1 protein-coding gene is annotated in these 1,089 nt (G+C 53.2%); it reads right to left on the bottom strand.

Annotation, left to right across the window (positions count from 1 at the left end):
- The coding region (locus V6D20_07920) for a hypothetical protein (protein HEY9815711.1) at positions 1-1,021 on the bottom strand (1,021 nt) is incomplete at its 3' end.
- Positions 1,022-1,089 lie beyond the last annotated feature (68 nt).

The following is a 1,089-nucleotide window of genomic DNA, read 5'->3' as shown; positions in this document are numbered from 1 at the left end:
TCACGAACGGCTCATCCCACTGACGGGTGAAGCTGTTAGCAGACATGAGAGGGTCACGGCTCGTGCTTACCATGCGCCCGTGCAGTTCTTTGTGACCACCTGTAGTGCTGCGGTTGTTACCTGCAAAACTTGAAAAGGGATCAAAGCCTTCGTTGGTCAGCTTCTGCTTCATCGAAGACTCGTGCATACCAATGCCACCTAGCTTGTCGCGCTGGTAATACTCGTAGCCAACACCTACCAAATCTTCAATCTCATCACGCTCGTTAGGTACGATACCGTAGATGAAACCTTCATTGTCAGTGAGTGCTACCCAGCGATCCAAGTCACTTTTAGCACCGTTGATTTGAATGCCTCCATCTTCGGGATCAAAGAACCAAACGTCATTGTCACTAAAGAACTCTAGCGGGTGATCGGCGTCCCTGTACTGGTCATAGTTCTGCAGAAGACCTACCTCAGGCAGCAACGTGTCACCCTCTTTGGCTACGTTACTGAGAGGCGTGATACGCATATAATCCTCAGCGCCTTCACCTGTTGCAGCCAGCACAGTAGAGTACAGCTTGTTGGGATCACCCGTCTTCTCACCGAAGCCATCCAGCTTGCTCTTGCCGAACTTGCTGTCCAAGCTTTCAAAGGCACGGTTGCGCCTATAAGCAAACTCTTTGGCTACCTCGATCTGATCACCTGTCAGTGGATCACCGAACTCATCAGTGAAGCTCTGCACCTTGCTGTCCATCTCTGGTGAGGCATGGTACACCTTAGCCTGCTCGGGGCGCTTAGTTGTCACACCCATAGTGGGAGGTACATGTGTGCCTCTGGCAATCATACCTTCCTGTTCAGTCAGCTTAGTCAGCTTGGGTGAAGTCTTGAGCCACTCGGGAACTGCTTTACCCACAGCCTTGCCCGCACCCTTGAGAGCCGCAGCAGGCAGGGGAGCGACAGCCAAGAGTCCACTAAGGAAGTCAGCATCCTTTCCTGCCTGTACGGCGTCCATTGCAGGGCCTACAGGAGTGAAGTCAGCCAAGCCGATACCACTCTCACTGCCAGCCACTCCACGTGCTAGTCTCCGAGAGGTGGAGTCAGGTAGCCCGA

The sequence above is a fragment of the Candidatus Obscuribacterales bacterium genome (genome assembly GCA_036703605.1).
In the GTDB taxonomy this organism is placed as follows: Bacteria; Cyanobacteriota; Cyanobacteriia; order RECH01; family RECH01; genus RECH01.
The sequence above is the reverse complement of the archived record's forward strand: the minus strand, read 5'-3'. Positions and strand labels throughout refer to the sequence as shown.